This is a genomic window from Georgenia wangjunii, assembly GCF_036421975.1.
GTDB lineage: Bacteria > Actinomycetota > Actinomycetes > Actinomycetales > Actinomycetaceae > Georgenia_A > Georgenia_A wangjunii.
Genome location: NZ_JAZGON010000002.1, coordinates 465,623 through 492,396, shown reverse-complemented (window position 1 = coordinate 492,396; position 26,774 = coordinate 465,623). Strand labels below are relative to the sequence as shown.

Here is a 26,774-nt window from a genome sequence, read left to right as displayed (position 1 = left end):
CCATGCTAGCCACCCGCGAGGTGCGTGCACGGAGTACCGTCACGGGGTGCACTTCGTCATCATGGGTTGCGGACGGGTGGGCGCCACGCTGGCGACCCAGCTCGACGCCAACGGCCACTCGGTGGCCGTCCTCGACCAGGCCCCCGACGCGTTCCGTCGGCTCCCGGACAGCTTCGACGGGCGCCGGGTGACCGGCCTCGGTTTCGACCGCGACGCCCTCGCCCAGACCGGGATCGAGGACGCCTACGGATTCGCCGCCGTCTCGAGCGGCGACAACTCCAACATCCTCGCCGCGCGCGTCGTGCGGGAGACGTTCGGCGTCGACAACGTCGTCGCCCGGATCTACGACCCGCGCCGCGCGGAGGTCTACCAGCGCCTCGGGATCACGACGGTCGCGACCGTGCGGTGGACGGCGGACCAGGTGCTGCGCCGCCTCCTGCCCATGGGCGCCGTCTCGGAGTACCGGGACGCCTCCGGCCAGGTCTCGCTCGTGCGCACCGACCTCAACCGCGCGTGGGTGGGCGCCTCGCTCGCCCGGCTCGAGGAGCTGAGCGGTGCCCGCGTCGCCTACCTCACGCGGCTCGGCGTCGGCATCGTCCCGGTGACGGGCACGCTCATCCAGGAGAACGACGTCGTCCACGTGCTCGTGGCGACCGACCGCATCGACGCCGTGCAGCGCGTGCTGGCCGACCCGCCGGCCCGGGAGGACTGATGCGCGTCGTCATCGCCGGCGCCGGCAGCGTCGGGCGCTCGATCGCCCGCGAGCTCCTCGCCCACGGGCACTCGGTCACGCTCGTCGACCGTCAGCCCGCCGCCATGCGGATCGCCAGCGTCGCGGACGCCGAGTGGATCCTCGCCGACGCGTGCGAGATCTCCAGCCTCGCCGACGCGGGGGTCGACGAGTGCGACGTCGTCGTCGCCGCCACGGGTGACGACAAGGCGAACCTCGTCGTCTCGCTCCTGGCCAAGACGGAGTTCGGCGTCCCGCGCGTCGTCGCGCGGGTCAACAACCCGAAGAACGAGTGGATGTTCGACGAGGCGTGGGGCGTCGACGTCCAGGTCTCGACGCCGCGGATCATGACGGCGCTCGTCGAGGAGGCCGTCAGCGTCGGCGACCTCGTCCGCATCTTCACGTTCCACGCCTCGGGGGCGAGCATCCACGAGCTCACCCTGCCGGAGCACTCCCCCGTCGTCGGGCGCCGGGTGCGGGAGGTGGCGTGGCCGTCCGAGACGGTGCTGGCGACCATCATCCGTGCCGACCGTCCGATCGCGCCGAGCCCCGACGACACCCTCGAGGCCGGTGACGAGCTGCTCCTCGTCGTCAGCGCTCAGGGAGAGGCTGACGCTCGGGCGCTGCAGGAGCTGCTGGCTCCCGCACCAGGACCCACGTCGCCCACAGCGTGAGCGCCCACAGGGGCACGCCCATGACGAGCCGAGCGGTGCCGAGCCAGGCGACCTCGGCGCTGAGGTAGAGCGGGAGCTGGACCGCGAGGCGCAGGACGAACATCGTGATCCACAGCCACGTCGCGAGCGTGTAGCGGCGCAGGCGGGGCCGCTGGGCCAGGTCGGTGCGCCATGCCGTGCCCTCCTGGCGCAGGAGACCGACGACGACGCCGACGGCGGGCCAACGCACGAGCACCGAGACGATGAGCGCGACCGCGTAGGCGGCGTTGGTCCACAGCCCGAACGCGAAGTAGTCCTGCGCCTCGCCCGAGCGCCAGGCCCAGAACACGCCGATGCCGACGCCGAAGAGGCCACCGACGGCCTGCGTGACGGGCGTGCGCCCGATGAGCCGCGCGGCCATGAGGACGACGGCGACCGCGAGCGAGGCGACGAGCGGCGGCGTCAGCTCGCGGGTCGCGACGAAGACGATGACGAACACCGCGCCGGGCAGGATCGACTCGATGACCCCGCGGAGCCCACCGATCGACTCCGAGAGGGAGAAGTCCTCGCCGATGAGCTGGTGCACCCCGGCCCGCGCGGCGGGGGCGGCGGGGTCGGTCGTGGCGGCGGACGGGGCGCCCTCGCCCTCCTCCCCGGCGGGGGACGCCGCGCCGGCAGCCGTGGTGGTGCGTGCCGTCGCGGGATCGACCGCGGGGGCGCGGTGGTGGTCCGGGCCCGCGTCCGTCGCGCCGTGGTCCGGGGCGGCGTGGTCCGGGGTGCCACGGTCGGCCGCGCCGGTGGTCGGTCGCTCGGTCATGGGCGGGGCTCCTCGGGGATGAGCTCGTAGGCGGGGTTGAAGATGGTAGGGCGGGCACGCCCGGCGAAGACCATGCCCTCGGCGAGCAGGCGGCGGCCCGGCTCGATCCCGGGGACGGTCCGCCGGCCGAGCCACACGAGGTCGACGCTGGCGGAGCCGTCGTAGAGGCGGCCGACGAGGGCGCGCATCCCTTCCTTGGGACGGTACGTCACCGCGCTGAGGACACCGGCGACCTTGACCCGCGTGCGGGGGCGGACCTCGGCGAGCGGGGTCGCGCCGCGGCTCCACGCCGCCGCGCGCTCGTCCTCGGCGTCGAGCTCGGCGGTCGAGGCGAGGAGCCGCTGGAGGCCGCGCGAGCGCCCTCCCGGAAGGGCCGGGGGCCGCTCGGCCCGGGCGGTGCGCTGCTGGCCGGCTGCCGCACCGGGCTCGCCGCCGGCGTCGCCCGCACGTGCGGACGCGGCGACCTCGCGTGCAGCCGCGGGTACCGGGGCACTGACCTCGTCGGCGGCGGGGGCGAGGGCGCCCGCCCCCCGCACGGGGCCACTGACGTCGGACGCCGGGGCGCCGTCCGCGCGGCCGGCGGCGCCGACCTGGGGCGCGGACGCCCTGTCCTGACGCGCGGCGGCGCCGCCGTCGCGGGCGGCGGGACGCTCCCCCGCGCCCGCGGGCGACGTCCCGCCGCTACCGGTCATCGGGTCTCCGTCATCTCCGGGCCGCGCTTGGTGGGGTCGGGTGTCTCGTCGTCGTCGGCCTCCGCGGACGCGCCGGCGGTACCCGGCACCTCGAGCGAGAGGACGTCGCGCGGGGCGCGGGCCTCCGTGCCACGGACGACGACGACGCCGGCGAAGATCTCCTCGAGCTCGGCCGCGGCGTCGGGGTCGATGGCGGCCTTGCCCGTGAAGACGCCGCGCAGGAACCAGCGGGGGCCGTCCACGCCGACGAACCGGGCTGCCCGGTGGCCGGACCGGCCCTCGGGCGTGCGGACCGGGAGGCGGGAGAGCAGCTCAGGGCCGAACGGCCCCTCGACCTCGTCCGCGGTGCCGCCCTGGGCGGTCACGGAGGCGGCGATCTCCGGGCGCAGCTCGTCCCAGAGCCCCGCGGTGCGGGGAGCGGCGAACGCCTGGAGCTGGAGGGCCGACCCGCCCGCGGACAGGCTCGCCGCGACGACCTGCTTCGTGTTCTTCTCGACCTCCATGCGCAGCTGCATGCCGCTGCGCGCCGGGACGCGCAGCGCGCCGAGGTCGATCCGTGGGCCGAGCACCGGCACGTCGGAGACGTCCCAGGGGCCGGTGCCGGCGGGCTCGGCGGCGCCGGTGTCGTCGGCGAGCTCGGTGGCGTCGGTGGTCGTCTCGACGTCGGAGTCGGGGGCGTTCTTCTTGCGCCTCGAGAACAGGCTCATCGTTCTTCTCCTTGTACCTCTGGTGCGTCGGACGGCGACCACCCGCCGGTCGACCCGAGCCCGCCCGTCCCGCGCACGGAAGCCGGCAGCTCCTCGACGTCGACGAAGCGTGCGCGGGCGACGCGCTGGAAGACGAGCTGGGCGATCCGGTCGCCCCGTGCGAGCCGCACGGTGTGCTCGCGGTCGGTGTTGAGCAGCGTCACCATGATCTCGCCGCGGAAGCCCGCGTCCACCGTGCCTGGTGCGTTGACGACCGTGAGGCCGTGCCGGGCGGCAAGGCCCGAGCGCGGGTGGATGAACGCCGCCCAGCCGGTGGGCAGGGCGATCGAGACACCCGTCGCGACGACCGCCCGCTCACCCGGCTCGAGGACGACGTCGGTGCGGGCGTGGAGGTCCGCACCCGCGTCGTCGGGGTGCGCGTACGCGGGTGGAGGCAGCTCGGGGTCGAGCATGCGTAGCGCGACGTCCACGCCGTGGTCGGTACTCACGGGGAACGACTGTACTGACTTCCGCGCGGACCGTTCTCCGCCGGTCTGCCCGTGGGCCGGTGGCGGCGCGTCGCGGCGCGGCTGGCACAGTTGTCCCGTGGCCCTCTCCGACTCACCCGCCCCGTTGTTCCGTGAGCGACTGACGCCGAGCGCGCCGGTGGTCGTCGTCGGCGCGCTCCTCGGCGCCTCGACCGGTCTGATCGTCTGGCCGTTCAGCCCACCGCTCGCGGCCGTCGTCGCCGTCACGGTCGCCACGGCGGTCGTCGTCGCCCTCGTGGTGGCGGCGCCGCTCGTCGTCGTCGACGGCGGACGGGTGCCCTCGCTGCGGGCCGGCCGAGCCCACATCGACGTCGAGCTCCTCGGGAGTCCCGAGGAGCTCGATCGTGATGGGCTGCGCGCCGCGCTGGGGCCAGGGGCCGACGCCCGGGCCTTCGTGTGCCAACGTCCGTGGTCGGACGCGGCGGTCCGGGTGCCGGTGCTCGACGCGAGCGACCCGGCCCCCTACTGGCTGGTCTGCACGCGCAGGCCGCGCGAGCTTGCCGCGGCGCTACGTGCCGCTGCTCAGGCCGCGCACTCCGAGCAGACGAGCTGGCCGCCGTCCTCGTAGGCCAGCTGGCTGCGGTGGTGGACGAGGAAGCACCGCGAGCAGGTGAACTCGTCCGCCTGGCGCGGGAGGACGCGCACGGAGAGCTCCTCGCCGCTCAGGTCTGCCCCGGGGAGCTCGAAGCCCTCGGCCGCCTCGGCCTCGTCCTCGTCGACCGCACCGGAGTTCTTCTCGGCCCGCCGGGCCTTGAGCTCCTCGATGGAGTCCTCGGAGGTGTCCTCCTCGTTCTTGCGGGGTGCGTCGTAGTCGGTCGCCATGGAAGACGTCACGCTCCGGTTCTGTTCATCGGTGGAAAGGGTGGTGGCGCCGCGCGCCAACAACCTGAGCAACGCAACGGCGCCCAAGTTGTTCCCGCAGCACCGGGATTGTGCACCATGACGATGCGGACCACCGCATCCGTTCACCCTCGGCGTGGCGACGAGCGCCGGCCCCGCCACCCGCGCACCTGGCGCGCGCGGGCCCCGCTCGGCGCCCGTGCCTCCCAGCCGGCCTAGGCCGCGTCGTCACCGGCGATGACGGCCGCCAGCGCCGCGGCGACGTCCGGGTGCCCGCCGATCGTCATGGCGGAGCCGGCGGGCGCCTCGCCGAGCCCGCGCACGACGCCCCCCGCCTCGGCGAGGACGAGCGCGCCCGCGGCCATGTCCCAGGGGTTGAGGTAGCGCTCGTAGAACGCGTCGAGCCGGCCCTGCGCGACGAGGCACAGGTCGATCGCCGCGGACCCGAGCCGCCGGATGTCGCGGACCCGGGGCAGGACGCGGGTGAGCACCTCTGCCTGGCCGCGACGTCCGTCCTCGGTGTAGGAGAAGCCCGTGCCGACGAGCGCCTGCCCGAGCGGAGGGGGCGTGCCGAGCCGCAGCCGCTCGCCGTCCGCGTACGCGCCGAGCCCCCGGCCGGCGGTCCACGTCGCGCCGGTGGCCGGCGCGTAGACGCAGCCCGCGAGAAGGGTCCACGTCGCCGGGTCCGGCTCCCCCGCGACGACGGCGACGCTCACGGAGAAGCTCGGCAGGCCGTAGAGGAAGTTGACGGTGCCGTCGATGGGGTCGAGCACCCACGTGAGGCCGGACGTCCCGACGAGGGCCGCCTCCTCCTCTCCGAGGATGCCGTCCGTCGGTCGGGCGGCCGTGATCCGCTCGCGCAGGAGCGCCTCGGCCGCCTGGTCCACCTCGGTGACGACGTCGACGACGCTCGACTTCGTCAGGGCGACGCTCGCGGTCTTCTCGCGCGCAGCCGTGCCGACGAGGTCGCCGGCCTCGCGCGCCAGCCGCTCCGCGAGCGCCATGAGCTCGCGCACCTCGTCCCCGCTCGTGCCCTCCGCCTGCCCCGCGTGCCGTACGGTCGTGCCGTCCATGCGTCCTCCTCGTCGTGCCACTGGTGCGTCCGGCCGCCATGATCCACCGCCGCCCGCACCCGTGGCGAACACACCGCAGGGAATGCGCGCCCGCGCACCAGCTGGATGGCACCCTGGCGTGCATACCTCGAAGGGGGACCCATGGTTGAGCTCGAACTGCGCGGCCTGCTCGGTGACGGTGAGCACCTCATGCTCACCGGACCGGACGGTCAGCGCTACCAGCTGCGCGTCAACGACGCGTTGCGCGCCGCTGTGCGCCGTGACAGGCCCCAGCTCGAGCAGCTCCGCGCCGCCGGTGCCTCCACGCTGCGGCCCAAGGACATCCAGGCGAAGATCCGGGCCGGCGCGACGGCCGAGGAGGTCGCCGAGGAGGCCGGGCTGCCCGTCGAGCACGTGCGCCGCTACGAGGGCCCCGTCGTCGCCGAGCGCACCTGGGTGGTCCAGCAGGCACGCAACTTCCACATCGGTCGGGCCGAGGACGCGCCCGTCCTCGGCGACCTCGTCGTCGACCGCCTCGCCGCGCGCGGGGTGGCGACGTCGGAGCTGACGTGGGACGCCGTGCGCCGCGCCGGCAAGACGTGGGAGGTCGTCGTCACGTTCGAGGCGGGCGACCGGCACCGTGAGGCGCGCTGGCACGCCGACATGACCTCCCGTGCGGTCCACGCGCTCGACGACGAGAGCCGCTGGCTCTCCGAGACGGAGTTCTCCTCGGGCGGCGCGAGCACCGGCCCGGGCACCAGGCGCCACCTCAGCCCCGTCCGCGTCTACGACGTCGAGACCGACGGCGACCTCGGCCCCGTCCTCGCAGCTGTCGACGCCCGCGTCCAGGACCGGCACAACCCCTCCGCGCACAGCGCCGCCGAGGGCGCCGACACCTCTCCCTCCACCGACGACCTCCTCGCCGAGCTGAGTGCGAGCCGCGGCACCCGGCAGGAGCTCGACCTCGGACCCGGCTTCGACGACGACGGCGACTGGGACCTCCCCCCGGCCGCCCACCCGCCGGCGTCGCGCCCCGACGAGGCGCGCGACGCCCACGTGCTCGCCATGCCCGCGCGGGCACGCCGGGACGAGAGCGCACGCCACCCCGCGGGCGCCACGAGCACGAGCGCCCCGAGCGCCGGCGCCACCGGCCGCGGGGACGACGCCGCACCGTCGGGCTCGCCGGAGCAGCGTCCCGCCGGGTCCGGGCACGAGCCGCAGGGGCGCGACGGTGGGAACCGGGCCGCCGGCGCCGGTGACGGCACCGGCGGCGGCAGGGCCGACGCCGCCGCCGACGCGAGCCGGTCCACCTCGCGCGGCGCCACGGCGTCCGGCGGCCGGACCCCCGCCGGTGGCGCCCCCGGCAGCAGCACGGGCGGCGCTGCGCCCTCGTCGGACGACGCGCTCAAGCGACGCTCGCGGGCCAAGGGACGCCGGACGAGCGTGCCGAGCTGGGACGAGATCGTCTTCGGCGCCAAGCCGGAGTGACGGGCCGCACCGGGGGCACGCCGCGGTAGAACCCCGGGCTCAGCCGCACGGCCGCCGCGGGCCGGACTCAACGACGTCGGGCTGCCAGGCTCGCTGACCGGGCCTCAGCCGAGCGGCAGGGTGGAGGGGCTGAGCTCCGCCGCGCCCGCCGTCACGGCGGTGACCCGCCTCGTGTGGTGCCGTCGGCAGAGGACCTCGTACCCCGCGACGCCCTCCCGCGCGTTCGCCCCGGCGGTGTCCCCGACGACGACCTGCTCGCCGCTCGTCACCATGACGCCGTCGATCGTGCGTGCGTTGTGGGTGGCCCGTGCCCCGCACCAGCACAGCGCCTCGACCTGGAGCCGTTCCACGCGGTCCGCGAGCTCGACGAGCCGCGCCGCTCCCGGGAAGAGCCGCGTCCGGAAGTCGGTCGTGATGCCGAACGCGAAGACGTCGACGCCCATCTCGTCGACGAGCCGGGCGAGCTGCTCCACCTGCGCCGGGGCGTAGAACTGCGCCTCGTCGCACACGAGGTAGTCGACGCGGCCGCCGTGGGTGCGGCGGCGGACGACCTCGCCCCAGAAGTCGGTGTCGTCCCCCACCTCGACCGCCGCGGCGCGCAGCCCGAGCCGCGAGGAGAGCACGGCGGTCCCAGCCCGGTCGTTGCGGCTGAAGATGAGGCCCTCGCGGCCGCGCTGGCTGTGGTTGTAGTCGACCTGGAGCGCGAGGGTGGACTTGCCCGAGTCCATCGTCCCCGAGAAGAAGACGAGCTCGGCCACCTCAGACCACCACGCGGACGAGCGGCACGAGCAGCTCGGCGGGCGTGAGCGAGCCGTGGACGCCGACGAGGGCGATCGAGCCGGGCGTCTGGGTCCGGGAGTCGACGATCGCCCGCCTGCCGCGAGCCGCGACGACGACGTCCCCGACGACGGTGCGGTTCTTCTCGAGCAGGGCGCCGAAGAGGCCCACCGCCTCCGCCTCCTCGCGCAGGAGCACCCAGGCGCTCTCCCCGAGGACGTCGCTCCACCGGGCGGCGACCGCTTCCGCCTGGCCCGGCTCGCAGTGGACGTGGACGGCGCGCGGCTCCCCGGCGACGAGGTCGACGCCGCGGGCGAGCTCCGGCGTCGTCGCGACGTCGACGCGAGAGTCGTCGACGAGGTCGACCATGCCGTGGTCCGCGGTGATGAGCAGGAGCGTGCCGCGGGGCAGCTCACGGGCGAGCCGGGCGAGCTCGGCGTCGGCCGCCTCGACCTCCTCGCCCCACTGCCAGGAGCCCCACCCGTGGTGGTGCCCGACCTTGTCGACGTCGCCCCAGTAGAGGTAGACGGCGTCGGCGGCGCTCGGTTTGCGCAGGAGGCGCACGGTCGCGTCCACCCGGTCGGCGAGGCTCCCCGCGGCGACGAACCGCGGCCCGCGCAGCGCCGCCTCGGTCAGGCCGGAGCCGACGAAGCGCGCGGGGCCGACCGAGACGATGTCCGGGCCCGCGGGCGGCGCGCCGAGCCGCTCGACGAGGGTCGGCACACGCTGCCACTCGCGCGGGTGGAGGCCCGCGTCCTCCCACGTGATGAGGTTGAGCAGCGCGCCGTCGGCGGGGTTGCGGACGGTGTACCCGAGCATGCCGGTGGCGCCCGGGGTCTCCCCCGTGCCGAGCATCGTCAGGCTCGTCGCCGTCGTCGAGGGGTAGCCGCTCGTCAGGGTGAGGGAGTCGGGGAGGTGGGAGCGCAGGAACGGGGCGTGCCCGCCGCGCTCGGCGAGCATCTGCGCGCCAAGTCCGTCGACGAGGACGACGCACACCTTGCGCGCCCGCGGCAGGCCGAGGAGCTCGCGGTCCTGCGCCGACGTCCGCCCACCGCTCGTCGTCTCCGCGCCGAGCGCGTCGAGCGCCGCCGGGAGCACCGCCCGCAGGCAGGCGCCGCCGTAGTCGGGGAGCCGCAGGTCGGCGGGCGTCCGGGCTCCTGCCCCCACGACGTCGGCGTCGAGCTCCGTCACGCCGCTCCCACGGTCGCGGCGGACAGCGCGCGGGCGAAGGCGAGCGCGCGCGCGAGCGCGTCGGCGCCCTCGGCCTGCGCGCTCACCCGCACGACGACGTCCTCGGGCGTGAGCATCCCGGTGTAGCCGTGGTCGGCGTCGCAGGCGGGGTCCGCGCACGTGGCGGGCTCGAGGTCGACGCGCTGGACGGTGCCCCAGCTCACCGCGATCGTCAGCTCCTGGGCGTCGACGCCGCCGCGCGTGCGCGCCGGCTCCGTCACGCCGTGCGTGAGGGCCACCGAGCTGATCTGGCGCAGCGGCACCGCCTCCGTCGTCGCGGCTGCGGACGGCACGTCGTGGCCCGCGACGTCGTCGACGTGGGCGATGACCAGGCGCGTCGGCGTGAGGGTCAGGGCCGTGAGGTGCCGCCGGACCTCGCTCGAGTCGAACGTCGTCTCCGGGTGGACGAGGAAGGCGAGCACCGACTCGCCGGCGAGCGCGACGTCGAGGACGCCGCTGACGAGCGCGGGGTAGTACCCGGCACGGTCGAGGTCGGAACGCAGTTCCTTGGCGAGGTCGGTCGTCATGTCGCGGTGGGCCACGGCTCCATCTTGGCACCACTCGCGCCCGCACCCGGCAGCACCCGGCGCCCGCTGTCCGCGCGCCCGGGCAGCGCGACCTCGACGACGGCCGAGAGGATCGCCGCACCCGAGCGGGCGACGAGGACCGGGTTGAGCACGATCGTGGCGACCTCGGGGAGGTCGTCCGTGAGGACCGACACACGCGCGAGGACGTCCTCGAGAGCCGCGACGTCGAAGGTCGGCAGGCCGCGGTGGCCGAAGAGGCGGGGCGACGCCTTGACCGAGCGGATCATCCCGGCGACGTCGACGTCGGTGAGCGGCGGGATCCGGAACGCGATGTCGTCGAGGAGCTCGACCGCGTCCCCGCCGAGCCCGAAGGAGACGACCGGGCCGAAGAGGGCGTCCTCGGTGCCCCGCACGACGCACGCGACCCCCGCCGGGGCCATCGGCTGGACGTCGAACCGGACGGCGGGGCCGAGGATCGGCTCGAGGTTCGTGCGCATCTGCCGCATCGCCTCGCGCAGCTCGGCCGGGCTGCCGAGGTCGAGGCGCACCCCGCCGAGGTCGGCGCGGTGACGCAGGACCTCGTCGCTCGTCTTGAGCGCGACGGGCCACCCCAGCTCCTCGGCCACCGCCACCGCCTCGGCGCTGTCCCGCACCCGCCGGAAGGGGATGACGCCGAGGCCGTAGCAGGCGAGCAGGTCGGCCGCCGCCCCCGCGTCGAGGCGCCGCGTCGTCCCGGGCGGGAGGTCGCGCAGGGCGGGGGCGAGCAGCTCGCGTGCCCGGGCCGGGGCGATACCGGCCGGGTCGGCGAGCTCGCCGCGGTCCTGCGCCACCCACGTGGCGTACTCGACGGCACCGGCGAGCGCGGCGACGGCGTCGGGGGCGGTCGCGAACGCCGGCACCGTGCGCACGGTCCCGTCCGGGCCGGGGGCGCTCAGCTCGGCACAGAGGCCGTGCGGGCCGTCGACGCACGCGAGGACCGTGCGCCCGTCCGCCGCCGCGGCGGCGGCGATGGCCCGCGCGAGCTCGGGACCGGTCCCGCCGATCGGCGGGGCGTGGATGACGACGAGCGCGTCCCAGTCGTCGCGCGCGCACATCGTCTCGAGCGCCTGCGCGTAGGCGTCCGCGCCCGCCAGCGGGGGCAGCCCGATGCTGAGGTCCGCCGCGCGCAGGCCGTGCGCGCGGCCGGCGCCGACGACGAGGGACGTGAGGGCGCCCGAGTTCGACAGGACTCCGAGCCGCGGCCCGGCCGGGAGCGGCTGCGCGGAGAAGAGCTGCGCGAGGTCGAGCATCTCGTGGACGCCGCGCACCCGGATGACGCCCGCCTGCTCGAGCATCTGGGCGAGGGCCCGCTGCGGCTCGCGCGTCGTGCGGACCGTGTGCCCGGGCGGGACCACCTGGCCCGTCTGGCCCGAGACGACGGCGATGACGGGCTTCGATGCACTCAGGCGCCGGGCGATGCGCGAGAACTTGCGGGGGTTGCCGATGGACTCGAGGTTGACGGCGACGACGCGCGTGGCGTCGTCGTCCTGCCAGAACTGCATCGTGTCGTTGCCGGAGACGTCCGCGCGGTTGCCGGCCGAGAGGAGGCTGTGCAGGCCGATCCCCCGCCGCTGCGCCGCGCCGACCATCGTCACGCCGGCGGCCGCGGACTGGCAGAAGAGACCGACGTCGCCGTCGGGGACCTCGGGACGGACCGTGACGTTGAGCCGCCCGTGCGGCCCGGCCGCGATGACGCCGAACGAGGCGGGACCCACGAGGCGCATCCCGGCGGCGCGCGTGCGGCGGACGAGCTCGTGCTGGAGCTCCTCCCCCTCGGCCGACGCCTCCGCGAACCCGCCGGAGAGGACGACGGCGGCGTGCACCTCGAGGCGGCGGCACTCCTCGATCGCGGCGACGACGTCGCGCGCGGGGCCGGAGAGGACGGCGAGCTCGACCGGACCGGTGACGTCGGCGAGGCTCTGCGCCGTCGACCCCGCGACGCCGACGAGGTGGACGGGTCCCGTGAAGCCCCCGGAGCGCGCTGCCACCGCGGCTTGCTCGGCGAGGACGTGCTCGTCCCCGCCGAGGCCGGCGACGACGACGGACCCCGCGGACAGGAGCGCCCGCATGCTGCGCGACTCCGCGTGCTGCTCGCGCTCGGCCATGACGGTCCACGACCGGCCGGTCTCCTCGATGTCGAACGCGACGGCGATGATGCCGTCGTCGAAGACCTGGCTCACCTCGTAGCCGGCGTCCCGGAAGACCGAGATCATGCGGGCGTTGCCGGGCAGGACCTCGGCGGTGAAGCGGGACACCCCCCGTTCGCGCGCCGCGGCCGCGAGGTGCTCGAGGAGGACCGAGCCGAGGCCGCGGCCGTGCTCGGAGTCCGCGACGTAGAACGCGACCTCCGCCTCCTCCCGGGCGTCGAGCCGGTCGAAGCGCCCGACGGCGACGATCTCCTCGCCGCTCGTGAGGACGAGGGCGACGCGGTCGGTGTGGTCGACGTGGGTGAAGCGGTGGAGGTCGCGCTCGCTCAGGCGCTGCATGGGGACGAAGAACCGGTAGTAGACCGACGTCGGGGACTGGCGCAGGTGCATCCGCTGGAGGGCGTCGGCGTCGTCGGGACGGATCGGCCGGATGTGCATGGGGACGCCGTCCCGCAGGACGACGTCGGCCTCCCAGTGCGTGGGGTAGGCCGCGGTGCCGGCCGACGCGTCCTCGCTCATGGCGCCAGCCTAGTTCGGGGGTCGGGGCCGGGCGTGGGACCCGTCGTCCACGCGGTGAGGGTGACCGAGACCGTGACCCGGACGGGCTCCGGGAGGGCGTCGACGAGGGCGCGCAGGGCGGCCTCCTCGACGTGGTGGGCGCTCGGCCCCATGAGGACGGCGTCGCACGCGTCCGCGCGGCTCATGGCGACCTCGTACTCGAGAGGTTGCCGCGCGGCGAGGGTGAGGCCCTCGAGCTGGGTCGCGAGGCGTTCGTCCTTGCGCGGGTCGACGCCGATCATGCCGAGGGGCCCGGCCAGCTCGTGCAGGTGCCGCGGCGTCGGCGTGACGACGACGAGCCGCCCGCCCGGCGTGAGCACCCGGACGATCTCGGCGACGTTGCGCGGACCGAAGACGCTGAGGACGCACGCGGCGGCATCGTCCCGCAGCGGCAGGGGCCGCCACACGTCGGCGCCGACCGCGGCGAGGCGCTCGTGGGCGCGGGCGGCGCGGCGCAGCGCCGGGGCGGAGACGTCGAGGCACACCCCGCGCACCCCGGGGTGCGCCTCGAGGACGGCGCGCGTGTAGTGGCCCGTGCCGCCGGCGAGGTCGACGCACAGCGGGCCGGCCTCGTGTGCGGCGGCGCGTGACCCGGTGCCGGGCGCGGTGACAGGAGGGGCAGCTGGGTCGGTGGCAGGCGAGGTGGCGCGAGCCCCGGCGCCAGGCGCAGGGGCGGCAGGGGCAGGGGCGGCAGGGGCAGCCGGCGCGCCGACGACGACGCCGAGGGCGGCCCCCACGGCCTCGGTCAGGGCGCCGGCGATCGGGGCGTAGTGCCCCCGGGTGAGGAACGCCTCGCGGGCGGCGACCATGGCCGCCGAGTCCCCCGTGCCGGCGGAGGCGCCGCTGCGCAGGGTGACGTAGCCCTGCCGGGCGACGTCGTAGGCGTGCCCCTCGGCGCACCGCAGCGCCGAGCCGGCCCGCGCCAGTGCGGCGCCGCACAGCGGGCACGCGAGGTCGCCGAGGACGCTGTCCAGCGCGCTCCCGCCCATGCCCCACCTCCGGCCCCCACCCTAGGGACCGCTCGTGGGCGTCGTGCTCGCGCTCCGCGTGGGTGCCCGGCGCGCCCGCGCGGCTGGCGCACCGACGCCCCGTCGTCGGGGAGAATCGACCCCATGCCACGCCGGACCCCTCCGACCCACACCGCGCCGGTGCCCGAGAACATCGTCGACATCGACGTCTCCCTCGAGATGCAGGGATCGTTCCTCGAGTACGCCTACTCGGTCATCTACTCGCGCGCCCTGCCCGACGCCCGCGACGGCCTCAAGCCCGTCCAGCGGCGCATCCTCTTCATGATGGACCAGATGGGGCTGCGGCCCGAGCGCGGGTACGTGAAGTCGGCGCGCGTCGTCGGCGAGGTCATGGGCAAGCTGCACCCCCACGGCGACACCGCGATCTACGACGCCCTCGTCCGCATGGCGCAGGCGTTCTCCCTGCGCGTCCCGCTCGTCGACGGCCACGGCAACTTCGGCTCGCTCGACGACGGACCTGCGGCCCCCCGGTACACGGAGGCCAGGCTCGCCGCGGCCGCGATGGTCATGACCGCGGGCCTCGACGAGGACGTCGTCGACTTCGTCCCCAACTACGACAACCAGCTCATGCAGCCCGAGGTCCTGCCCTCGGCCCTGCCGAACCTCCTCGTCAACGGGGCCTCCGGCATCGCCGTGGGGATGGCGACGAACATGCCGCCGCACAACCTCGTCGAGGTCGTCGCGGCCGCGCGCCACCTCATCGCCCGGCCCGAGGCGACGCTCGACGAGCTCATGCGGTTCGTCCCCGGCCCCGACCTGCCCTCCGGCGGCAAGATCGTCGGGCTCGACGGCGTCCGCGAGGCCTATGCGACCGGCCGGGGGAGCTTTCGCACCCGGGCGACGACGCACATGGAGAGCATCACGGCCCGCCGGCGCGGGATCGTCGTCACCGAGCTGCCCTACCTCGTGGGTCCCGAACGCGTCATCGAGAAGATCAAGGACGCCGTCCAGGCGAAGAAGCTCCAGGGCATCGCCGACGTCGTCGACCTCAGCGACCGCGGGCACGGCCTCCGCCTCGTCATCGAGGTGAAGAACGCGTTCAACCCCGAGGCGGTCCTCGAGCAGCTCTTCCGGTACACGCCGATGGAGGAGTCCTTCGGCATCAACAACGTCGCGCTCGTCGACGGTCAGCCGCGGACCCTGGGGCTGCGCGAGCTCCTCGTCGTCTACGTCGGGCACCGCCTCAGCGTCGTGCGCCGGCGCACGGAGCACCGCCTCGCCAAGCGCATCGAGCGCGCCCATCTCGTCGCCGGCCTGCTCGTCGCGATCGCGGACATCGACGAGGTCATCGCCGTCATCCGCACCTCGGACGACGCCGACGCGGCCCGCGCCCGGCTCATGACCGTCTTCGACCTCTCCGAGCCGCAGGCGGAGTACATCCTCGCCCTCCGGCTCCGCCGGCTGACGAAGTTCTCCCGCCTCGAGCTCGAGGCGGAGCGCGACGAGCTCGTCCGCGAGATCGCCGAGCTCGAGGCCATCCTCGCCGACGAGCAGCTCCTGCGGCGGCACGTCTCCGACGAGCTCGCCCAGGTGGCAGCCGACCACGGCACGGCCCGGCGCACGGTCCTCCTCGAGCAGACCGGCGGCCCGGCCGCGCAGGCGGCCTCCGCCTCCCGGGGCTCCGCCGTGCCCCTCGAGGTCCCGGACGCGCCCTGCTGGGTGCTCATGGGCGGCACCGGCCTCCTCGCGCGCGCCCAGGACAAGCCGCGCCGCGACGGCCCGCGCAGCGCCCACGACTCGATCCGCTCGGCCGTGCCCGCCACGACCCGCGGTCACGTCGGGCTCGTCACGAGCGCCGGGCGCATCGTGCGCCTCGAGGTCCTCGACGCCCCGGCCCTGCCCCCGACGGACGCCGCTCCCGGCCTGTCCGGCGGCGCACCCGTGGCCGAGCTCGTCTCCCTCGAGCCCGGCGAGGAGGTCCTCGGCCTCGCCCGCCTCGACGAGGACGCGCCGACGCTCACGCTCGCCACGGCGGGCGGCACCATCAAGCGGGTGAGCATGGCGGACCGGCCGGGGAACCGGGACTCGTGGGGCGTCATCACGCTCAAGGAGGGCGACTCCGTCGTCGGGGCCGTGCACGCCACCGACGAGGACCGGCTCGTCCTCCTCACCTCCGACGCCCAGCTCCTCCGCTTCGACGCCGCCGCCGTGCGCCCGCAGGGGCGTACGGCGGGGGGCATGGCCGGGATCCGCCTCGGCGGCGACGCCCGCGTCCTCACGGTCGCCGCGATCGGCCCCGACGACGTCTCCCGGAGCCTCGTCGTCACCGTGGCGGGGACGTCCAACGCCCTGCCCGGAACCGTGCCCGGGACGGCGAAGGTGACCCCGCTCGACCGCTACCCCGCCAAGGGGCGGGCCACCGGGGGCGTGCGCGCCCACCGCTTCCTGCGCGGGGAGGACACTCTCGTCCAGGCGTGGGTCGGTGTCGGGCCGGTGCGCGCGACGGCGGCCGGTGGCCAGCCCGTCGAGCTGCCCGAGCCCGAGGAGCGGCGCGACGGCTCAGGCCACGCGCTACCCGTACCGGTCGCGGCGATCGGCTGACCCCTCGGCCATCCGGTCGGGTCCGCGGTGGCGGGCGTCCTCGTGACGCCCGTCGGGGTGCCCGAGGCCGAGGAGCGGCGTGACCTGGGCAGGAGCCGCGGCCGCGGCGCGCGCCCGCGAGCCCTGGTCGGGCTAGTCCGCGGAGCCCGGGGGCGGCGTCGCGCCGATCTCGAGCGTGTACATCGCCGAGCCACGCGTCGGCTCGTAGCCGAGGTGCGTGAAGAGCCCGAGCGGCGCCGTCCGGCTCGCGCGGTCGACGCCGAGCCCGGCGTACTGCATGCCATCGGCAGCGTAGGCCCGCATGGCGGTCGTGAGGAGGGCCGTGGCTATGCGCTTGCCGCGCCACTCGCGGCGGACACCGAGGACCTCGGTGTACCCCTCGGTCCAGCCCTGCGCGGGCCAGTCGAGCTCGTACCGCCCGGACATGAGGTACCCCGCGACGCGGGCCCGGTCGCTCGTGCGGTCGAGCGCGACGAAGCTCCACTCGGGAGCGAAGAACGTGCGCCCCTGCGTCCACGTCTCGGGCGTGTGCTGCTCGGCGCCCCACTGGTCCCGGAACGCCTCGTTGTGGGCACGGCGGACGGCGTCGTCGAGCGAGGGCTGCCACGGCTCGACGCGGAGGTTGGCGCCCAGCTGGACCTGCGGGATCTCCTTCGCGAGGTCCCGGCGCATCTCGGTGTACCAGCGACGGGCCGCGAACCCGGCGCGGCGCAGGAGGCTGACGGCGTCGTCCATGCCGTCCTCGACGTGGACGACGATCCGTGCCGCCACGTCGCGGTCGTCACCGACGCGCTGGCGCGCCCGCTCGACCTGCCACGCGAGGAGCGCGGTGCCGATGCCGCGGCGGCGCCAGCGCGGGTCGACCCCGCCCTCGCACAGCGCGCGGACGAGGCCCCCCTCACCGGAGCGGATCCGCACCATGCCGAAGGCGCGCATGACGCCGTCCGCGTCGAACCCGCCGAGCATGTCGTGGGCGGCCTCGTTGCCGGCCTGGGCGAAGTTCTCCGCCGACTCCTCCACCGTCGTGCGGTACGGCGGGTTGTCGTGCTCCTCGATGCGTGCGAGCAGCTCGACGAGTGCGACGTTGTCCGCGAGGCTCAGCGAGCGCCACGCGAGACCGTGGTCGCCGACGGGCGCCGGCAGCGGCGACGGCGGGCGAGCCGTCTGCGCGCGCTGGGCGTCGGGGAGGTCCTCGGGCATGGTGCGACGATACGGCCTCACGGCCCGCTGAACCCACCTCGGTCGCACGGGTCCTCCGTCGGGCTCAGATCTCGATGGTGTAGAGCAGGCGCGAGCGATCGGGGCGGAACCCCATGCGCTCGTAGAAGTGGTGCGCCCCCGACGGGTTCTCCGTGTCGACGTCGAGCGCGGCCACGTCGATCCCGTCGCGCGCCATGGCCTCCATCGCCGAGGCGAGGAGCGTCCGTGCGAGCCCGGACCCCCGGTGGGGCCGCAAGACCCCGAGGAGCTCGATGAACCCCTCGGAGTGGCCCAGGGCGTCCCACTGGTGCTCGTGCCGCGACGTCAGCGCGTAGCCGGCGACGTCGTCGTCCGCGAGGGCGACCATGCTCCACTCGGGCACGAGCGCGCGGTGGATCTTCCCCCACGCGCCCTCCTCCACGGGCTGGGACCCCCAGTGGTCGCGGAACGCCTCGTTGTGGGCGCGGCGCACCTGGTCGTCCAGGTCCGGGGTCCACGCGACGATCTGCACGCCCGCAGGCACCGACACCTCGGGGAGCGGCTCGCTGAGGTCCCGGCGCATGTCCTGGTAGGTGCGCGTGAGTCCGAAGCCCGCCGCGGCGTAGAGCCGGCGGCGGTCCGTGTGGTGCTCGTCCACGTAGGCGGCGATGCGCCCCGGCAGCGAGGGGTCCATCTGGGCGAGCATCTGGCGCGCCCGGCCGTCCTGCCACGTGAGTAGCGCCCGGCCGATCCCGCGGCCCCGCCACTGCGGGTCGACCGACGCCGCGACGAAGACCCGCGCGTGGGACTCGTCCCCGGGCGGGGCGTGGACGAGCGCCGCCGCACGCAGCTGGCCGTCGCCGTCGAACCCGCCGAGGCTGTCGGCCTCGATCCCGTGCTCGGGCCGGGCCAGCATGTTGGCGAGCTCCTCGGCCGCCATGGGGTGGATCGGGTCGTCGACCGCCTCGCCGCGCCGGACGAGCGCGAGGGCCTCCTCGGCGTCCTGCGTCGTCAGCGGGCGCCACGTGAGGCCGAGGTGGGTCCCCGGGAGGTCGACGTGCTCGGGGGGTGCTGCGCGGTCGGCGAGGGAAGAAGGCATGCGGAGGATTCTAAGGGGGCGCACCGTGGCCGTCCTGCGCCCGGGCGCCCGGCCGGGCCCTCAGGGCCGGTGGGAGGGCCAGCCCCTCCCGCCGGCCGCGGCCCGGCCCCCCGCACCCGCCTTCAGGTGCGGCGCGCGTGGCCGTCAGGCGTCGATGCGGTCGCGGTCGATGTCCCGGGCGCCCGCGACGATGAAGTCCTTGCGCGGGGCGACGTCGTTGCCCATGAGGAGCTCGAAGACCCGCTCGGCGTTCTCCAGGGCGGCGGCGTCGGCCATGCTCACCCGGCGCAGGGTGCGGTGCGCGGGGTCCATCGTCGTCTCGGCGAGCTGGTCGGCGTCCATCTCCCCCAGGCCCTTGTACCGCTGGATCGGCTCCTTGTAGCGCTTGCCCTGGCGGTCGAGGCGACGCAGGAGCGTGTGGAGCTCGGTCTCGGAGTACGTGTAGAGCTTCTCGCCCTTCTTGCCGCCCGCCCCCGTGAGCTCGACCCGGTGCAGGGGCGGCACGGCGGCGAAGACCCGGCCGGCCTCGACGAGCGGGCGCATGTACCGGAAGAAGAGGGTGAGCAGGAGGGTGCGGATGTGTGCGCCGTCGACGTCGGCGTCCGTCATGAGGACGACCTTGCCGTAGCGGGCGGCGTCGATGTCGAAGGTGCGTCCCGACCCGGCGCCAAGGACCTGGATGATCGAGGCGACCTCGGCGTTGCGCAGGATGTCTCCCGCGGAGGCCTTCTGGACGTTGAGGATCTTGCCCCGGATGGGCAGCAGCGCCTGGAAGTCGCTCTGCCGGGCGAGCTTGGCGGTGCCCAGTGCACTGTCACCCTCGACGATGAAGAGCTCGCTGCGCCCGACGTCGTCGGTGCGGCAGTCCGCGAGCTTTGCCGGCAGCGTCGACGTCTCGAGGGCGTTCTTGCGCCGCGAGATCTCCTTGTGGAGCCGCGCGGAGACGCGGGCGCGCATCTCGCCGACGACCTTCTCGAGGAGGGCGGCCGACTGGAGCTTCTCCGACCGCTTGGGCGAGGCGAGGAGCGCGCCCAGCTCCTTCTCGACGACCCGGGCGACGATGGCGCGCACGGGCGCCGTGCCGAGGACCTCCTTCGTCTGCCCCTCGAACTGGGGCTCGGGGAGGCGGACGGTGACGACGGCGGTCAGACCCGCGAGGACGTCGTCCTTCTCGATCTTCGGGTCCTTCGCGGTGACCTTGAGGCGGCGGGCGTTGGCATCGATGTGCTTGCGGACGCACTTGAGCAGGCCCTGCTCGAAGCCGGTGAGGTGGCTGCCGCCCTTCGGCGTGGCGATGATGTTGACGAACGAGCGCACGTGGGTGTCGTAGCCGATGCCCCACCGCAGGGCGATGTCGACCTCGCACGTGCGCTCGACGTCCTTGGGCCTCAGGTGCCCGGCGCCGTCGAGGGCCTGGACGGTCTCGGTGAACGTGCCGGAGCCGGTGAGCCGCCACGTGTCGGTCACGGAGGCGTCGGGGGCGAGAAAGTCGGCGAAGTCGACCGCGCCGCCGTCGTGGCGGAACACCTCCTCGACCGGTCCGTCCGCGCCGGGCGTCCCGGGCAGGGCACGCTCGTCCCGGACGGTGATCGTCAGGCCGGGGACGAGGAACGTCGTCTGCCGCGCGCGGTCGACGAGGTCCTCGTAGGAGAAGTGCGCGGAGGTCGGGAAGATCTGGCGGTCGGCCCAGTAGCGCACCCGGGTGCCGGTCTTCGCGCGGGCGACCTTCCCGACGACGGCCAGCTCGCTGCCCTCGGTGAACGGGGCGAACGGCGACTCGGGGCCGGTGCCCCTGCGGTCGTCGAAGACTCCCGGCTCGCCACGGTGGAAGCTCATCCGGTAGGTCTTGGCGCCACGGTCGACCTCGACGTCGAGCCGCGCGGACAGGGCGTTGACGACGGAGGCGCCGACGCCGTGGAGGCCGCCGGAGGCGGCGTACGAGCCGCCGCCGAACTTGCCGCCGGCGTGGAGCTTGGTGAAGACGACCTCGACGCCGCTCAGGCCCACGGAGTCGACCGTGTCGACGGGGATGCCGCGGCCGTTGTCGCGGACCTCCACCGAGGAGTCCGGGTGCAGGACGATGTCGATCGCGTCGCCGTGGCCCTCGAGCGCCTCGTCCACCGCGTTGTCGATGATCTCCCACAGGCAGTGCATGAGCCCGCGGGAGTCGGTGGAGCCGATGTACATGCCGGGGCGCTTGCGCACCGCCTCGAGGCCCTCGAGGACGGAGAGGTGACGGGCGGTGTAGAGCTCGGGGGACGCGGTCGACTTGGGAGGCACCGGTCGATCCTAAGGAGTCGTGAGCGGTGCGGCGGTCTGCCGCGCGGGCTGGGGACGGAGCGGGCGCCGACGGTCGCCGGAGTCCGCCCGGAGCGAACTCACCCCGTTCACGGGTATGGAACGGCGCCGAGGGTGGTTACATGCTGATGTGACTGCAACGATGACTGCCCCATTGACCGCACAGGACCGATGCGACCGCTGCGGCGCCCAGGCGTACGTCCGGGTCGCGCTCAGCGTTGGCGAGCTCCTCTTCTGCGCCCACCACGCCCGCAAGCACGGCGAGGCCCTCGAGGGCGTCGCCACCGCCATCCAGGACGAGACGCACCGTCTCCACGAGGACTCCGGGCGCTGAGCGCCCGCTCGACCTAGCGCTGATCCCTCCCGAGGGCGCGCTCACGCACCACCGCGACGCCGGTGGTCAGCCGATCGGCTGACCACCGGCGTCGTGCGTCTGTCCCGGCGACCGGACGGCCAGCCGACGGGCACCGCGGTCCCGTGCCCGGGGGCAGGGCTCAGACGTCCTTGACGTACGTGATCGTCCGCCGCACCGGTGCGTACCCGAGCCGCGTGTACAGCGCGAGCGCGCCCGTGGCGTTCTCGCTGTCGACGCCCAGGTCGGCGCGCTCGATGCCGTCGGCGGCGAACGCCCGCATCGAGGCGGCGAGGAGGGCGGCCCCGAGCCGCCGTCCCCGCCACGGGCGGCGCACCCCGAGCAGGTCCGTCCACCCCGCCGAGTAGCCCTGGGCCGCCCAGTCCTGCTCGTACGCGGACGCGAGGGTGTAGCCGGCCACCTCCTCGCCGTCGAGGACGACGAAGCTCCAGGCCGGCCGGAAGGTCCGCGCGCCGACGCTCGCCCGCTCCCAGTCCTCCTGCGCGCGCGGTTCGCTCCCCCAGTGCTCGGCGAACGCCTCGTTGTGCGCCGCGCGGACCGCCTCGCTCAGGGCGGGCTCGTACGGCACGAGGCGGAGACCGTCGTCGAGGGCGATGTCCGGGACGGGGTGCTCGGCATCGAGGGGCCGCGTCATGTCGAAGTACCACCGCGCCGCCGTGAACCCGCACCGTTCGAGGAGCCGGCGACGGTCCGCGAGCTCCTCCTCGGCCTGGACGACGACGCGCGCCGGCACGTCCTTGCCGGCGGCGGCGACCTTCGCGCGCGCCACCTCCTCCTGCCACGCGAGGACCGCCCGCCCCACCCCGCGGCCGCGCCAGTCGGGGTGGACACCGCCCCAGCAGAAGGCCCGCACGCTGCGGGTGTCGCCCGGACGCACCTCGACCTGGGCGAAGGCACGGGGGACCCCGCCCTCGTCGAGACCCGCGAGCGTGTCCCGCGCCGGGTCCTTCCACGAGCCGTCGAGCAGCTCGTCCTGAAGGTCCTCGGGGGTGTAGCGCTCCGCGGGCTCGTCCACCCGCTCGATGTCCTCCACGAGGCCGTGCCACGCGGGGACGTCCGCTGGTGCGAGAGGCCGCCAGGTGAGCCCGAGGGCGGTCGTGCCGGGTGCGAGCGTCGTCATGGGCCAGAGGGTAGGGCGACGCGCGCGGCCATGGCTACGCCTTTTCCGGTCCGGCGTGCCTGCCCGGGTGACTTCAACGGGGACCGCGACGCGGACCTCATCGCCCGGACCAGCGGCGGCGAGCTGCGTCTCTACCCGGGGGACGGGCGGGGCAACTTCGCCCGCACCGCCGTCATCGGGAAGGGCTGGAACGGGTTCCGCATCCTCGGGTAGGCGACCCGAGGACCCTCCCGCCCCGTCGGCACCCACGGCCGCGGGCACCCCCGCGGCGCCGCCCTCGAGCGCCGCTGGGCGGGCGCTCGCGCGGGCGTCCGGCGCCCGGGCTCAGGGTCGTCCGGAGCGCTCCGTGACGAAGGTGACCTCGTCCAGACTCGGCCATGTGACGTCCGCGAGGGGATCGGGGTCGCCGTCACCGGCGTCCCAGTCGTCCGCGACCGGGTCCCACAGCTCGCTGTCGACGTCGAGGGCGGCCCACTGCAGCCGGCCGCCCTCGACGCCGAGGCGGACGACGCAGGGCACCCCCCGCGCCGAGACGAAGCGCGCGCTCACCGGGAAGGTGAAGCTGTGGGGGACGGCGAGCGGGACGTCGTCGGGCGTCGCGAGGACGACGACGGGGCCCCCGTCGTCGTCGCCCCACACCTCCTGCGTCGCCGCAGCGACCTGCGCCCGCAGGCGAAGCGAGTCGAACTCCTCGGTGCGCGCGAGGACCGCGCCGATGAGCGCGCGCACCCGGGGCGGGACGTCGCGGTGGAGGGGCTCGGGCGCGTCGTCCGCGGACCGGGCGTCGCGGGCGGCGCGGTGGTCCGCGACGGCCGTGGCGAGGCCGAGGCCGACGGTGGCGAGCGCCATGACGAGGCGCGGCTGACGGGCGCCGATCCGGCGCAGACCGCGCTCGGTCGCGGCGTCCATGACCTCGCCCAGCTCGGCGAGCCCGTACATGAAGCCGATGACGGCGGCGGTGTACGCGGCCCGTCGTCCTGGTTCGGCGGAGGTCTCGGGGTCGGTCCCGAAGGCCGTCCAGGCACCGACCCCCGCGACACTGGCCATGGCCGAACGCAGGGCGAACCGCCCTGCCGGGTTCAGGCGGGCCGGGTCCACGAGGGTGAGCGCTCCCGCCGCGACGGCACCGACGGCGGTCGGCACGTGCGGCGTGATGTCGGACGGAAGGGCGCGTCGCAGGTCGGTCACGCCGCGATCGTAGGCCACGCGGTGGCCAGCCCAGTGTCCGCGGCGAGGTCCGGCGCCGACCTGGGCACGCACCCTGGCTGCCGGCTCCCCTCCGGGCCGGGGCCCTGGCGGGACAGGAGACAATGGGCACGGGGCCGCGCGCTGACCGCGGCGCGTGCGCGTCCTGAGAACGCCCACCACCAGGGCACGACGAGTCTGGAGACCGCGAGTGACTGACCGCCCGAAGCCGGTGAAGCAGGTGAAGCCGTCGATCTCCGACCGCATGGTCACGCAGCTGGTCAAGGTCTTCGGCCCCGCCCAGATCTCGCGGATGGGCGACCCGCGGCCGGCGGCTGCCGACCCCCTCGCCGGGCTGGGCGGCGAGTGGGAGATGCGTCGTGGCAGCGACGGCCGCAGCTTCCTCGTCCGGGCCGACGAGCAGCGTCCGGCGTCGCCCGGCGACCCCGCCCCCTCCCCGGACAGCCCTCACCGGGGCGACGGCGACACCCCCGCCGCCTGAGGCCGGCAGCAGGCCCGCCGCCCGAGGCCGGCCGACGCGTTGCCCCGCGCCGAGGGTGCCCGCCGCCCGAGCCCGGCAGGGCATCGCAGCGCCGTCGCCATCCGCGCGCGGCCGGGTCTGCGTGCCGGGGCCGGCTCCCTGGCTACGCCGCGGGCCCGCCCTCGTCGTACGGCGAGCCCGCCCCTGCTGACGCCGGCCCCGGGCCGCGGCGTGGCTCCCCCTGGTCGAGAGGTCGAGCGCCTGGCTGCCGCGCAGCCCCGGGGCTCCCCCTGGCCGCGCTCCGCTCGCAGGTGTGGCGGAACCGCGGATGCAGCGAGGCCCGCGCCGTTGCGGAGAACGGTGCGGGCCTCGGCTCGTGCAGGCGACTCAGTCGAGGTAGTCGCGCAGGACCTGCGACCGGCTCGGGTGACGGAGCTTCGACATCGTCTTCGACTCGATCTGGCGGATCCGCTCACGCGTGACGCCGTAGACCTTGCCGATCTCGTCGAGGGTCTTCGGCTGACCGTCGGTGAGGCCGAACCGCATCGAGACGACGCCGGCCTCCCGCTCGGAGAGCGTGTCGAGGACCATGTGGAGCTGCTCCTGGAGGAGCGTGAAGCTGACCGCGTCCGCGGGGACGACCGCCTCGGAGTCTTCGATGAGGTCACCGAACTCGCTGTCGCCGTCCTCGCCCAGCGGCGTGTGGAGCGAGATCGGCTCGCGGCCGTACTTCTGGACCTCGACGACCTTCTCGGGCGTCATGTCGAGCTCCTTGGCCAGCTCCTCCGGCGTGGGCTCACGGCCCAGGTCCTGGAGCATCTGGCGCTGGACGCGGGCGAGCTTGTTGATGACCTCGACCATGTGGACCGGGATGCGGATGGTCCGGGCCTGGTCGGCCATGGCGCGGGTGATCGCCTGACGGATCCACCACGTCGCGTACGTGGAGAACTTGTAGCCCTTGGTGTAGTCGAACTTCTCGACCGCACGGATGAGGCCGAGGTTGCCCTCCTGGATGAGGTCGAGGAAGAGCATCCCGCGACCGGTGTAGCGCTTGGCGAGGGAGACGACCAGGCGCAGGTTCGCCTCGAGGAGGTGGTTCTTGGCCAGCCGCCCGTCGTTGGCGATCCATTCGAGCTCACGGCGGGCCTTCGCAGGCAGGCTCGCGGCGTCGCTCAGCTTCTCCTCCGCGAAGAGGCCCGCCTCGATGCGCTTGGCGAGCTCGACCTCCTGCTCCGCGTTGAGGAGGGCAACCTTGCCGATCTGCTTGAGGTAGTCCTTGACCGGGTCAGCGGTCGCACCGGCGGTGACGACCTGCTGGACCGGGGCGTCCTCGTCGTCGGAGTCGGAGACGATGAAGCCGGTCTCCTCCTTGACCTTGCCCTCCTCGGCGGCCGCGGGCGACTCGGTCTCGGGGGCCGCAGCCTCGGCCTCCTGGGCGTCCGGGACGGCCTTGAGGGGCGCCTTCTTCGCGCGGGTCGTGGCGGCGCGCTTGCGGGGCGCAGCCTTGGCGGGCGCCGCGTCGGCGGGCGCTGCGTCGGCGGCGGAGTCGGCGACCTCCGTGGCCGCCACGCTCTGGACGGCGTCGGCGGTCGCGGCGTCGGCCTTGGTGGCCTTCGCCCGCGTCGCGGGCTTCTTGGCGGCGGGCTTCTTCGTGGTGCTCGTGCTGCTCGGGGACGTGGCGTCGGCGGGGACGTCGGCCCCCGTCGTAGCGGGCTTGGCAGCCGCGGTCTTGCGAACGGGACCCTTCTTCACCGGCGCGGGGGCCTGGCCGGGCGCCGTCGCGGTCCGGCGGCTCGTCGGTGCGGCCGCCTTCGCGCTCGGGCTGGTGGGCGTGTTCTGCACGGACGACACAGAGAACCTTTCGGCGGGGAACGAGGAGGGGGCGATCACGAACGTCGCGGTCCTACAATTATAACCGCTGGCCTGCGTGATCCGGCCGCGCGAGAGGCGGTGCGCACAGCCCGCCAACCGCAGCGGCACTTGTCTCAACCGCACGCACGCCCGTCTTGTTCCCACAGCACGTGCGGGAATCGGCGCGGCGCCGCGGAAACCAGCACCTGCCCCAACGGCACCGCCGCTCCGCGGCCGCCGTCGCGCCATGGCCCCGCCGCTCCGCGGCCGCCCTCGCTCCCGCCCGCCCCGCCGCTCCGCGGCCCGGATGCGCACGCATCACGCCACCGTGACTGTGCCGGGCCGGCTCCCAGGTCTCGTCAGCTGGCGGCGGACGCCTCGTTGCCCTGCTGCGCGGGCTTGACCGCGAGGACGGGGCACGGGGCGTCGAGCAGGATGCGCTGGGCGTTCGAGCCCAGGAAGAGCTTCCCGACGGGTGAACGGCGGCGCAGGCCGATGACGACGAGGTCGGCACCGGCCTCCTCGGCTGCACCGACGATGTCCTCGACGACGTCGTTGCTGCGGCCGGTGCGACGGACGTCGTACGCGAGCTCGGTCTCGTCGAGGACGTCGCGCACGTGGTCGACCTCGGCCTCGACGACGGCGTGGTCCTCGGGACGGGAGCGGCGGGACATGACGACGACGAGGCGGGCATCGCGCCGGCGCGCCTCGACGACCGCTGCCTCGAGCGCAGCCTCACCCTCGGGCGTGGAGATGTAGCCCACGACGATGGCCATGCCACGTTCCTTCCTCGGCGGATCCGCCGGAGCCCGGCGGTTCGTCGCAGGCTACCTGA

At 75.0% G+C, this 26,774-nt stretch carries 26 protein-coding genes; 8 read left to right on the top strand and 18 right to left on the bottom strand.

The genetic code is table 11. From position 1 onward, the window contains the following. The first annotated feature begins 61 nt into the window (after positions 1-61). Positions 62-712, top strand: coding sequence for a potassium channel family protein (locus tag V2J63_RS06190; protein WP_331230146.1), 651 nt, complete (start codon positions 62-64; stop codon positions 710-712). Beyond that, entirely contained in the window at positions 712-1,404 is a 693-nt protein-coding gene (locus tag V2J63_RS06185) for a potassium channel family protein (protein WP_331230129.1), read from the top strand. Before V2J63_RS06190 ends, V2J63_RS06185 begins: the two co-directional genes overlap by 1 nt. On the opposite strand, the gene V2J63_RS06180 is transcribed toward V2J63_RS06185, so the two are convergent. The 4 genes from V2J63_RS06180 to dut are packed head-to-tail and all read right to left on the bottom strand — an operon-like array spanning position 1,322 to position 4,087. Further along, positions 1,322-2,200 carry a DUF3159 domain-containing protein gene (locus V2J63_RS06180; RefSeq protein ID WP_331230128.1) on the bottom strand — a complete coding sequence of 293 codons (879 nt, stop codon included), beginning with the start codon at positions 2,198-2,200 and terminating at the stop codon, positions 1,322-1,324. The genes V2J63_RS06185 and V2J63_RS06180 overlap by 83 nt on opposite strands. Further along, positions 2,197-2,892, bottom strand: a complete 696-nt coding sequence (locus V2J63_RS06175) for an OB-fold nucleic acid binding domain-containing protein (RefSeq protein WP_331230127.1) — start codon at positions 2,890-2,892, stop codon at positions 2,197-2,199. Before V2J63_RS06175 ends, V2J63_RS06180 begins: the two co-directional genes overlap by 4 nt. Continuing rightward, on the bottom strand, positions 2,889-3,599 hold the full coding sequence (locus V2J63_RS06170) for a DUF3710 domain-containing protein (protein ID WP_331230126.1): 711 nt from the start codon (positions 3,597-3,599) through the stop codon (positions 2,889-2,891). The genes V2J63_RS06175 and V2J63_RS06170 overlap by 4 nt, the downstream gene beginning before the upstream one ends. Further along, positions 3,596-4,087 carry a dUTP diphosphatase gene (dut, locus tag V2J63_RS06165; RefSeq protein ID WP_331230125.1) on the bottom strand — a complete coding sequence of 164 codons (492 nt, stop codon included), beginning with the start codon at positions 4,085-4,087 and terminating at the stop codon, positions 3,596-3,598. Before dut ends, V2J63_RS06170 begins: the two co-directional genes overlap by 4 nt. Before the next feature lie 97 nt (positions 4,088-4,184). Here dut and V2J63_RS06160 point away from each other — a divergent pair, with 97 nt between their 5' ends. Then, positions 4,185-4,694, top strand: coding sequence for a DUF3093 domain-containing protein (locus tag V2J63_RS06160; protein ID WP_331230124.1), 510 nt, complete (start codon positions 4,185-4,187; stop codon positions 4,692-4,694). Here V2J63_RS06160 and V2J63_RS06155 read toward each other — a convergent pair. Both V2J63_RS06155 and V2J63_RS06150 read right to left on the bottom strand, forming a co-directional pair. Continuing rightward, positions 4,649-4,948, bottom strand: coding sequence for a DUF4193 domain-containing protein (locus tag V2J63_RS06155; RefSeq protein ID WP_331230145.1), 300 nt, complete (start codon positions 4,946-4,948; stop codon positions 4,649-4,651). The genes V2J63_RS06160 and V2J63_RS06155 overlap by 46 nt on opposite strands. 233 nt (positions 4,949-5,181) lie before the next feature. Beyond that, a complete protein-coding gene (locus tag V2J63_RS06150) occupies positions 5,182-6,039 on the bottom strand; it encodes an inositol monophosphatase family protein (protein WP_331230123.1) in 858 nt (285 codons plus the stop codon). A gap of 141 nt (positions 6,040-6,180) precedes the next feature. Here V2J63_RS06150 and sepH point away from each other — a divergent pair, with 141 nt between their 5' ends. Continuing rightward, positions 6,181-7,506, top strand: a complete 1,326-nt coding sequence (sepH, locus tag V2J63_RS06145) for a septation protein SepH (RefSeq protein ID WP_331230122.1) — start codon at positions 6,181-6,183, stop codon at positions 7,504-7,506. Positions 7,507-7,610: 104 nt separating this feature from the next. Here sepH and V2J63_RS06140 read toward each other — a convergent pair whose 3' ends face one another. The 5 genes from V2J63_RS06140 to V2J63_RS06120 are packed head-to-tail and all read right to left on the bottom strand — an operon-like array spanning position 7,611 to position 13,773. After that, the gene (locus tag V2J63_RS06140) at positions 7,611-8,264 is read right to left on the bottom strand and encodes a thymidine kinase (protein ID WP_331230121.1); all 654 of its coding nucleotides are present in this window, start codon (positions 8,262-8,264) and stop codon (positions 7,611-7,613) included. A 1-nt stretch (position 8,265) separates the two neighbouring features. Further along, on the bottom strand, positions 8,266-9,474 hold the full coding sequence (locus tag V2J63_RS06135) for an alkaline phosphatase family protein (RefSeq protein ID WP_331230120.1): 1,209 nt from the start codon (positions 9,472-9,474) through the stop codon (positions 8,266-8,268). Continuing rightward, on the bottom strand, positions 9,471-10,040 hold the full coding sequence (locus V2J63_RS06130; protein WP_331230144.1) for a DUF5998 family protein: 570 nt from the start codon (positions 10,038-10,040) through the stop codon (positions 9,471-9,473). Before V2J63_RS06130 ends, V2J63_RS06135 begins: the two co-directional genes overlap by 4 nt. Then, on the bottom strand, positions 10,037-12,745 hold the full coding sequence (locus tag V2J63_RS06125) for a bifunctional acetate--CoA ligase family protein/GNAT family N-acetyltransferase (protein WP_331230119.1): 2,709 nt from the start codon (positions 12,743-12,745) through the stop codon (positions 10,037-10,039). Before V2J63_RS06125 ends, V2J63_RS06130 begins: the two co-directional genes overlap by 4 nt. Next, positions 12,742-13,773 (bottom strand): putative RNA methyltransferase, encoded by a 1,032-nt coding sequence (locus tag V2J63_RS06120; RefSeq protein WP_331230118.1) that lies wholly within the window; start codon positions 13,771-13,773, stop codon positions 12,742-12,744. Before V2J63_RS06120 ends, V2J63_RS06125 begins: the two co-directional genes overlap by 4 nt. A 123-nt stretch (positions 13,774-13,896) precedes the next feature. Here V2J63_RS06120 and V2J63_RS06115 point away from each other — a divergent pair, with 123 nt between their 5' ends. Then, positions 13,897-16,353, top strand: coding sequence for a DNA gyrase/topoisomerase IV subunit A (locus tag V2J63_RS06115; RefSeq protein WP_331230117.1), 2,457 nt, complete (start codon positions 13,897-13,899; stop codon positions 16,351-16,353). A gap of 132 nt (positions 16,354-16,485) precedes the next feature. On the opposite strand, the gene V2J63_RS06110 is transcribed toward V2J63_RS06115, so the two are convergent. From V2J63_RS06110 to V2J63_RS06100, 3 genes are all read right to left on the bottom strand, one after another. After that, complete coding sequence (locus tag V2J63_RS06110) at positions 16,486-17,553, bottom strand: GNAT family N-acetyltransferase (RefSeq protein ID WP_331230116.1); 1,068 nt, start codon at positions 17,551-17,553, stop codon at positions 16,486-16,488. A 64-nt stretch (positions 17,554-17,617) separates the two neighbouring features. Beyond that, positions 17,618-18,631 (bottom strand): GNAT family N-acetyltransferase, encoded by a 1,014-nt coding sequence (locus V2J63_RS06105; RefSeq protein WP_331230115.1) that lies wholly within the window; start codon positions 18,629-18,631, stop codon positions 17,618-17,620. 144 nt (positions 18,632-18,775) lie between these two features. Then, complete coding sequence (locus tag V2J63_RS06100) at positions 18,776-20,911, bottom strand: DNA gyrase/topoisomerase IV subunit B (protein WP_491062219.1); 2,136 nt, start codon at positions 20,909-20,911, stop codon at positions 18,776-18,778. Between the two features lie 160 nt (positions 20,912-21,071). On the opposite strand from V2J63_RS06100, the gene V2J63_RS06095 reads away from it, so the two are divergent. Then, positions 21,072-21,263, top strand: a complete 192-nt coding sequence (locus V2J63_RS06095) for a DUF7455 domain-containing protein (protein ID WP_331230114.1) — start codon at positions 21,072-21,074, stop codon at positions 21,261-21,263. 160 nt (positions 21,264-21,423) lie between these two features. Here the strand turns inward: V2J63_RS06095 and V2J63_RS06090 are convergent, their stop codons facing one another. Beyond that, positions 21,424-22,422, bottom strand: coding sequence for a GNAT family N-acetyltransferase (locus tag V2J63_RS06090; RefSeq protein ID WP_331230113.1), 999 nt, complete (start codon positions 22,420-22,422; stop codon positions 21,424-21,426). Positions 22,423-22,452: 30 nt separating this feature from the next. Between V2J63_RS06090 and V2J63_RS06085 the strand changes: the two genes are divergently transcribed. Then, entirely contained in the window at positions 22,453-22,635 is a 183-nt protein-coding gene (locus V2J63_RS06085; RefSeq protein ID WP_331230112.1) for a hypothetical protein, read from the top strand. 111 nt (positions 22,636-22,746) lie between these two features. On the opposite strand, the gene V2J63_RS06080 is transcribed toward V2J63_RS06085, so the two are convergent. Next, the gene (locus V2J63_RS06080) at positions 22,747-23,610 is read right to left on the bottom strand and encodes a hypothetical protein (RefSeq protein ID WP_331230111.1); all 864 of its coding nucleotides are present in this window, start codon (positions 23,608-23,610) and stop codon (positions 22,747-22,749) included. 208 nt (positions 23,611-23,818) lie between these two features. Here V2J63_RS06080 and V2J63_RS06075 point away from each other — a divergent pair, with 208 nt between their 5' ends. Beyond that, positions 23,819-24,109, top strand: a complete 291-nt coding sequence (locus V2J63_RS06075; RefSeq protein ID WP_331230110.1) for a hypothetical protein — start codon at positions 23,819-23,821, stop codon at positions 24,107-24,109. A 366-nt stretch (positions 24,110-24,475) separates the two neighbouring features. Here V2J63_RS06075 and V2J63_RS06070 read toward each other — a convergent pair whose 3' ends face one another. Beyond that, complete coding sequence (locus V2J63_RS06070; protein ID WP_434056288.1) at positions 24,476-25,930, bottom strand: RNA polymerase sigma factor; 1,455 nt, start codon at positions 25,928-25,930, stop codon at positions 24,476-24,478. Between the two features lie 368 nt (positions 25,931-26,298). Then, positions 26,299-26,715, bottom strand: coding sequence for a universal stress protein (locus V2J63_RS06065; protein WP_331230108.1), 417 nt, complete (start codon positions 26,713-26,715; stop codon positions 26,299-26,301). Positions 26,716-26,774 lie beyond the last annotated feature (59 nt).